8 protein-coding genes and 1 pseudogene are annotated in these 7,186 nt (G+C 66.9%); 3 read left to right on the plus strand and 6 right to left on the minus strand.

The window, feature by feature from the left end:
- Nucleotides 1-148: 148 nt before the first annotated feature.
- Genes der through cmk form a run of 3 tightly spaced genes read right to left on the minus strand, consistent with a single transcriptional unit; the run spans nt 149 to nt 3,009 of the window.
- The gene (gene der, locus D5S19_RS25395; RefSeq protein WP_120025917.1) at nt 149-1,630 is read right to left on the minus strand and encodes a ribosome biogenesis GTPase Der; all 1,482 of its coding nucleotides are present in this window, start codon (nt 1,628-1,630) and stop codon (nt 149-151) included.
- 15 nt (nt 1,631-1,645) lie between these two features.
- Nucleotides 1,646-2,302 carry a lysophospholipid acyltransferase family protein gene (locus D5S19_RS25400; RefSeq protein WP_199730702.1) on the minus strand — a complete coding sequence of 219 codons (657 nt, stop codon included), beginning with the start codon at nt 2,300-2,302 and terminating at the stop codon, nt 1,646-1,648.
- The gene (cmk, locus tag D5S19_RS25405; RefSeq protein ID WP_120025910.1) at nt 2,299-3,009 is read right to left on the minus strand and encodes a (d)CMP kinase; all 711 of its coding nucleotides are present in this window, start codon (nt 3,007-3,009) and stop codon (nt 2,299-2,301) included. The genes D5S19_RS25400 and cmk overlap by 4 nt, the downstream gene beginning before the upstream one ends.
- Nucleotides 3,010-3,208: 199 nt before the next feature.
- Here cmk and D5S19_RS34250 point away from each other — a divergent pair.
- The 3 genes and pseudogenes from D5S19_RS34250 to D5S19_RS25415 form a co-directional block, all read left to right on the plus strand.
- Nucleotides 3,209-3,337, plus strand: a pseudogene (locus D5S19_RS34250) (DUF4267 domain-containing protein); the annotation flags it as partial.
- Between the two features lie 85 nt (nt 3,338-3,422).
- The gene (locus D5S19_RS25410) at nt 3,423-3,905 is read left to right on the plus strand and encodes a cation:proton antiporter regulatory subunit (protein WP_120025919.1); all 483 of its coding nucleotides are present in this window, start codon (nt 3,423-3,425) and stop codon (nt 3,903-3,905) included.
- Entirely contained in the window at nt 3,905-5,116 is a 1,212-nt protein-coding gene (locus D5S19_RS25415; RefSeq protein ID WP_120025911.1) for a cation:proton antiporter, read from the plus strand. Before D5S19_RS25410 ends, D5S19_RS25415 begins: the two co-directional genes overlap by 1 nt.
- Before the next feature lie 79 nt (nt 5,117-5,195).
- On the opposite strand, the gene D5S19_RS25420 is transcribed toward D5S19_RS25415, so the two are convergent.
- From D5S19_RS25420 to D5S19_RS25430, 3 genes are all read right to left on the minus strand, one after another.
- A complete protein-coding gene (locus tag D5S19_RS25420; RefSeq protein ID WP_120025912.1) occupies nt 5,196-6,227 on the minus strand; it encodes a hypothetical protein in 1,032 nt (343 codons plus the stop codon).
- Between the two features lie 78 nt (nt 6,228-6,305).
- A complete protein-coding gene (locus D5S19_RS25425; protein ID WP_199730703.1) occupies nt 6,306-6,812 on the minus strand; it encodes a TaqI-like C-terminal specificity domain-containing protein in 507 nt (168 codons plus the stop codon).
- 28 nt (nt 6,813-6,840) lie between these two features.
- A partial coding sequence (locus D5S19_RS25430) for a transposase family protein (protein ID WP_147397511.1) occupies nt 6,841-7,186 on the minus strand: 346 nt, incomplete at its 5' end.

A 7,186-nucleotide genomic window follows, 5' to 3' on the forward strand; every position in this document is an offset into this window, starting at 1 on the left:
CGTCCACTTTACGTGGTGATGTACTCCAGGTCGCGCAAGGGTAACGCGCCCGTGTTCGACGTCACCCGCAGGGCAGAGGCTGTGAAGGGTCCCTTCACAGCCTCTGAGTCCGTGAAGGGACCCTTCACGGACTCCAGCTCGCAGGCGGTCAGCGGCGGCGGGCCGCTTTGCCCCCGGCCTTGGGTTTCGGCTTCTTTTCCCGCACCCGCACGTTCACCCGGACGGGGCTGCCGGCGAAGCCGAACTCCTCGCGGAACTTCCGCTCGATGAACCGCCGGTAACCCGCCTCCAGGAACCCGGTGGTGAACAGCACCAGCGTCGGCGGCCGGATCCCGGCCTGGGTGGCGAAGAGGACCTTCGGCTGCTTGCCGCTGCGCACCGGCGGCGGGGTGGCCGCGATCAGATCGGACAGCCAGCCGTTCAGCCGTCCGGTGGGCACCCGCTGGTCCCACGATTGCAGCGCGGTGCGCAGCGCCGGAGCGAGCTTGCGCACGGACCGCCCGGTGAGCGCGGAGATGTTCACCTTCTCCGCCCACGGCACCCGCACCAGGCCACGGTCCAGCTCGCGCACCATGGCGTGCCTGCGGTCCTCGTCGACCAGGTCCCATTTGTTGAACGCCAGCACGCACGCGCGGCCCGCCTCGACCACCATGGTGAGCACCCGCAGGTCCTGTTCGGACAGTGGCTCGGCGGCGTCCAGCAGCACGATCGCGACCTCGGCCGCGTCGATCGCGGTCTTCGTGCGCAGCGAGGCGTAGTACTCCGCGCCGTTGGCCGAGTTGACCCGCTTGCGCAGGCCCGCGGTGTCCACGAAACGCCACGTCTCGCCGTCCAGCTCGACCAGCGAGTCGACCGGGTCCACCGTGGTGCCGGCGACCGAGTCGACCACCGAACGCTGCTCCCCGGACAGCTTGTTGAGCAGGCTCGACTTGCCCACGTTCGGCTTGCCGACCAGCGCGACCCGGCGCGGCCCGGCGGTGACCGTGCCCGCTTCGCGCGGTGCCACCGGCAGCGCGGCCATGATCGCGTCGAGCAGATCGCCCGAGCTGCGCCCGTGCAGCGCGCTGACCGGCCGCGGTTCGCCGAGGCCGAGCGACCACAGCGACGCGGTGTCGGCCAGCAGCCGGTCGTCGTCCACCTTGTTCGCGGCCAGCAGCACCGGCTTCTTCGACCGCCGCAGCACCCGCGAGACGGCCTCGTCGGTGGCGGTCGCGCCGACCGTGGCGTCGACCACCAGCAGCACCGCGTCCGCGGTCTGCATGGCCAGCTCGGCCTGCGCGGCGACCGCGGCCTGCAGCCCGGTCGCGTCCGGTTCCCAGCCGCCGGTGTCCACCAGCGTGAACCGGCGCCCGCTCCAGAACGCGTCGTAGGCGACCCTGTCCCGGGTCACCCCCGGCACGTCCTGCACCACCGCCTCGCGGCGGCCGAGGATCCGGTTCACCAGCGTGGACTTGCCCACGTTCGGCCGGCCCACGACGGCCAGCACCGGCTGGGCGAGCTCTGCCTCGCCCGCGGCGGCCTCCGCTTCGATCCGCGCGTCCAGCGCCGCGAACTCGGACTCGTCGGACCAGGTCCCGTCGACCTCGCCCAGCCCTGCCTCGGTGTCGGCCGAGGCATCAAACCCTGTCATCGTTTCCCACTTCACCTACGGCGTGGCGAACCCGTGTTCGCCCCGCCACTCGTCCAACGTCTGCACCAGTGCCGCCAGCTGCTCGCGAAGTTCCTCGGTACCCTGGTCGAGCCCCTTCCGGCCGGGGCCGACCTTCAGCGTGAACGGCTCCCCCACGAGGACGTCCACGCGAGGACGCCAGCGCCGGCGGCCGTCCGCCGGCTTGCGCGTGCCGCGCGTCGCGATCGGCAGCACCCTGGCACCGGAAGCACGCACCAGCCAGGCCGCGCCGCGTTCGGCCTCACCGACATCACCCGCGCCGCGGGTCCCTTCCGGGAAGACGCCGACCGCTCCCCCGGCCTTCAGCACGCCCACCGCGGTCATCAGAGGGGTGCGGTCGATCTCCCCCCGGCGCACCGGGATCTGGCCGATCGCCCGGAGGAACCAGCCGCCCACCCCGGTGAACAGCTCGGCCTTGGCCAGGAACGCGCTGCGCCGCGGCAACATTCCGATGATCAGCTGCGGATCGACATTCGAGCTGTGATTCCCGATCACCACGACCGGCCCGTCGGCAGGCACCCGGTCGCGGCCGTGCACCCGGATCCGGAACGCCGGGCGCAGATAGTACCGACCGGCGAAGCGCCCGATGTCGTGCAGCAGCCCGTTCGCACCCTCGGGAAGGGCGCCGCTCACGAGCCGACCTCGGCATCGGCAGGGCAGCCGGCCAGCAGGCCACGGCGCCGCGCCAGCTCGGCCAGCGCCACGATCACCTGGTCGATGGTGAGTTCGGAGGTGTCCACCGGTACTGCGTCGCCGGCCGCGCGCAGCGGCGAGGCGGCGCGGCTGGAGTCGAGCCGGTCGCGCCGCTGCACGGACTCGCGCGCCTCGGCCACGCTGGTCTGCCGCCCGGCGGCGGTGTCCTGGGTGTTGCGGCGCGCGGCGCGGACCTCCGCCGAAGCGGTGAGGTAGACCTTGAGCGGCGCGTCGGGAGCCACCGTGGTGCCGATGTCGCGGCCTTCCACCACGATGCCGCCGGTCTCGGCGAGCACGTCGGCGATGATCCGGCGCTGACGCGCCACCAGCAGCTCACGCACCTGGGGCACCGCCGACACCGCCGACACCGCGCCGGTCACCTCCGGCCCGCGGATCTCGGCCGCCACGTCCTGGCCGGCGAGCCGCACTTCCGGCCGCTCCGGGTCGGTGCCGATGCTGAACTCGGCATCGTGCGCGAGGTGCGCGACCGCGGCCCTGTCCCCGGGATCCGTGCCGGACCGCAGCACGGCCAGCGTGACCAGGCGGTACATCGCGCCGGTGTCGAGGTAGCGCGCGCTCAGCCGGCCGGCGAGCGTGCGTGCCACCGTGGTCTTGCCGGTTCCGGACGGCCCGTCCAGCGCCACCACCCCGCGTAGGGCTCCGGTCACCGATTCTCTCCTCGCGTCGTCCTGACTTTCGGCCGACGCTCATTCTGCCCGGCGCACGTCCCGCCGGGTCAGGCGGGCATCCCGCCGAACCGGGTGATGAGCAGCGCCGGCCTTTCCGCGCGGTTGACATGCGGCTGCGGGCCACGATCCAGCACGACCACGCCGTGCGACGGGGCTTCAGCTCAAGGGGGTGCGGGGCATCGCTTCGGGACTGGTCGCCGGCGCCGCGATGCGCACCGGCGGGCCGCACGTGGTGGGCTGGGTCCCGCTCACCAGGGCGTTCATTCCGGTCGGTGACATGCTGGTCCTACCTGCAAACCCCGCGGCCTTGGTCTTTGCTGCCGCGAACGTCGCGAATCGGACAATAGACTCGATGAGTTACCGTGGCGGGCGTGAACGTGGAAGTCACCCCCCTACCCGGTATCGGTGTCCGCAAGGATTTCGCGACCCGTGCCGGACGGCGTATCGGCGTCGTCACCCAGCGCGATGGCAAGATCGAGCTGATCGTGTCCAAATCGGACGATCCGGATGCCTGCCTCGCCTCGCTGCCGATGACTGCGGAGGAGGCCGGCGTGCTGGCCAATCTGCTCGGCGCGCCGCAGCTGGTCAGACAGCTCAACGAGGAGCACCGGGAGCTGCCCGGGATCAACACCAGGCAGCTGCCGATCGCCGAGAACAGCCCGTTCGACGGCCGCACGCTCGGGGACACCGCGATGCGGACCCGGACCAGCGTGTCCATCGTCGCGGTGATGCGGGCCGGTCAGGTGCATCCCTCGCCCACGCCGGACTTCCTGTTCACCTCGGGTGATCTGCTCGTCGTGGTCGGCACCTCGGAGGGGCTCGAGGCCGCCGCGAAGATCCTGAAGCACGGCTGATGGGGCACACCGCGCTGTCCCTGATCGAGCTGGGTGCCGTCTTCTTCGTGCTCGGGGTGCTGGGCAGGCTGGCCGGGCGGATCGGGCTCTCCCCGATCCCGCTCTACCTGCTCGGCGGGCTGTGTTTCGGCTCCGGCGGGCTGATCCCGCTCACCGACATCGGCGATTTCACGCATCTGGCCAGCGAGATCGGCGTGGTGCTGCTGCTCCTGCTGCTCGGCCTGGAGTACTCCGCGGCCGAGCTGTTCACCGGGCTGCGCCGGTCGTGGACGGCCGGGCTGCTGGACATCGTGCTGAACGCGGCCCCCGGCGCGGCGGTCGCGCTGCTGCTGGGCTGGGGGCCGATCGGCGCGATCGTGATGGCCGGGGTCACCTACATCTCCTCCTCCGGGATCGTCGCGAAGGTGCTCGGCGATCTGGGCAGGCTGGGCAACCGGGAGACCCCGGTGGTGCTGTCCATCCTGGTGTTCGAGGACCTGGTGATGGCGCTGTACCTGCCGATCCTCACCGCGATCCTGGGTGGGGTCAGCCTGCTCGGCGGGCTGGAGGCGGTCGGCATCTCGCTGCTGGTGATCACCGTGGTGCTGGTGATCGCGCTGAAGTTCGGCCGCTACGTCTCCGCGCTGGTGGACAGCGACGACCGCGAGGTCTTCCTGCTCAAGATCCTCGGCGCGGCCCTGCTGGTGGCCGGGCTCGCCTCGGCGATGCAGGTCTCCGCCGCGGTGGGCGCGTTCCTGCTCGGCATCGCGGTGTCCGGTTCGACCGCGCACAACGCGACCCGGCTGCTGGAACCGCTGCGCGACCTGTTCGCGGCGGTGTTCTTCGTAGTGTTCGGCCTGAACACGGACCCGAAGTCGATCCCGCCGGTGCTCGGCTGGGCGGTGGTGCTCGCGGTCACCACCACGGTGACCAAGCTCGCCACCGGCTGGTGGGCCGCCCGCCGCCAGGGCATCGGCAAACTGGGCCGCGCCCGGGCCGGTGCGGCCCTGGTCGCCCGCGGCGAGTTCTCCATCGTGATCGCCGGTCTCGCCGTCACGGCCGGCGCGGTGGACGGCGAACTCGCCGCGCTCGCCACCGCCTACGTGCTGCTGATGGCCGTGGTCGGCCCGACCGCCGCCCGCGTCGTCGAACCGATCGCGAAGGCCTTGCAACGCAAGCGAAAGTCCGTCGTCAAGGCGGCCGAAGCGGAGGCCGTGCAGAGCAGCGGCTGAACCACGCAATGGACTGTCACTTCAGGGCATGGCCGCTCACCTCATCGCCCGACGCCTGTGCGCCGAGATCAGCGAGTCACTATTCCGGAACCGGGCTACTTCGCCGCCTTCGCGCATCTTGATGATAGGTTACCGGAGAGTTATCCAGGACCCGATCAACCATGCGTTTGAAAAAGCTATCTGGCGACAGGTGATCAGGAACGACATCCCGCCGAACCCGAACCGTCGGCATGCTATTGATCTTGCCGTCCAGTTCATCACGAGGAAGGTTCAGCGGGATGTCGTCCTCGTCTTCGGGCAAGCTTTCGACCCCAGCTGCAACGAGTGGCTTGTCGCCTTCAGGTTCATCGTCTCCGGCTGGTTCGACGACCGAGCTCACCTGGTCGTTATCCGACCAGTCCGGAACTATCAACGCGACCGCGTCGTAAGCATCGTCTTCGCGGCCAAGCTTACCCAGGAGGTCGACGATCCAGTCAGTGACTCGACTGCTCTTCATCTCGAATGCCGCATGATTCAAACTGTAGACGAATCCCAACGCAGCCTGCGGGTACCTGGCACGCAGATTCTTCGCATCGCCATAACTTTCTTCGACTCGATTTGCCGAATTATTGCCGAAAGATGAATCCATACGCTTGGTGGACACCATAATTTCTGGGCCCGTACTCCAGGAAGACATCACAACGTCGACCTGTTTTACATAGTTCTTTCCCAGGAGATTCGCACTTGCTGCGGTCTCACCACCGAATGCCTTCTTGGACTCGATGATCTTTTCCAGAACTTTCCGTTGAGCCTGTGTACTACCGTTGAGCAGTTCGATGAGCGTCGAAGGCATGATCCGAGGATGCGCAGCGCGCGGCCACACCCGATCGGGCTCGAACCCAGCGCGCCGAAACTCGTAAGCCGTCCAGACGTCGAGCGCGAGAGCCGGCACTCCTGACCTCGACATAGAATTCAGAAACAGGGGAACCGCGAGCAGTTTCTCCAAAACGGCGAAATCGGGAACGTAAACCACATCATGACCGTCGACCTGCCACGGATTGGAGTACCCTTCGGCAGAGTTGAGACCAATAATGTGATCGAACAGAGCCCAAGCCTCAGCCTTGCCACTCATGACTTCCCACGCACTCTTTCCAACAGGGCGGACAGCAATCGAAGAAACAAAATTTACGACGTCAAAATCGTCGAGTCACTACACCTCGAGCTCATACTCCACCAGATCAATACCATACGCACTCGCCGCAGCACTTGTCGCCGCTTCGATATCCCGAGCACGAAAAGCCCTCTTCAGCGAGTTTGAGAGTTTCACCCCGATAGCGTCCGGATCAGGCACCCTGATTTGCTTCAAGTACTGCGCCTGAAAACGAAGCGTACCCCCGCGCATTCGGACAGAATAGGCTTCCACGAATGCCTGTGCAATACGCGAAAGCAGCAATCCGCCGAGAACTTCCAGGTCCCACTTATCGGAAACAAGGTAATAGAGATTGTGGTGAGGATAGTACCCGCCAGGCTCGAGCACAGGGTTGATTTTTGACCTCATGTCCTGCAACAAAAGCTTCGGCTGATTCACCACTTCTGCACGAACTTTGTCTATTGTCCGATACCAGACACTCGAGGACTTTTGGGCAATATGCCTCTTCCGTAGCTGCGAGTGGCGCGAAAAATACTTCTTCAGAAGCGGGTAATCATCCAAGGACACCAGAGAACCATCCAGACTCCAAGGAGCGTTATTCAAAACCCCAGGCTATTGAGAAGAAGAACAGTCCGCGCGTGGCGTCGTAGGCGTCGCGGTAGGTGGAGTAGGGGCGGCGGTAGTCGGTGTGAAGTATTCGCCAGTTTTTGAAGTGTGAGACGACTCGTTCTATGGCTGCGCGGAGGGCAGATATTTCGGCGTTACTTTCTTTGTCTCGTTTGCTGAGTTCTCCTCCTTTTGGCTTTTTTCGCGGGGTGACCAGGCTGGTGCCTTGGTAGCCTTTGTCGCCGATGCCGCCGCCGGAGTTTCGGACGACCTCAGCAATGGGTGTCTCGTCGAACGCCTTCTTGTCGTGCGTTTTTCCGGGGAGTGGGACCGCA

Source organism: Amycolatopsis panacis (genome assembly GCF_003600245.1).
In the GTDB taxonomy this organism is placed as follows: domain Bacteria; phylum Actinomycetota; class Actinomycetes; order Mycobacteriales; family Pseudonocardiaceae; genus Amycolatopsis; species Amycolatopsis sulphurea.

What these genes read in the sequence shown, in the direction of transcription:
- der (WP_120025917.1), bottom strand. Translation starts at nt 1,630, where the DNA reads ATGACAGGGTTTGATGCCTCGGCCGACACCGAGGCAGGGCTGGGCGAG.
- D5S19_RS25415 (WP_120025911.1), top strand. Translation starts at nt 3,905, where the DNA reads ATGGGGCACACCGCGCTGTCCCTGATCGAGCTGGGTGCCGTCTTCTTC.
- D5S19_RS25420 (WP_120025912.1), bottom strand. Translation starts at nt 6,227, where the DNA reads ATGAGTGGCAAGGCTGAGGCTTGGGCTCTGTTCGATCACATTATTGGT.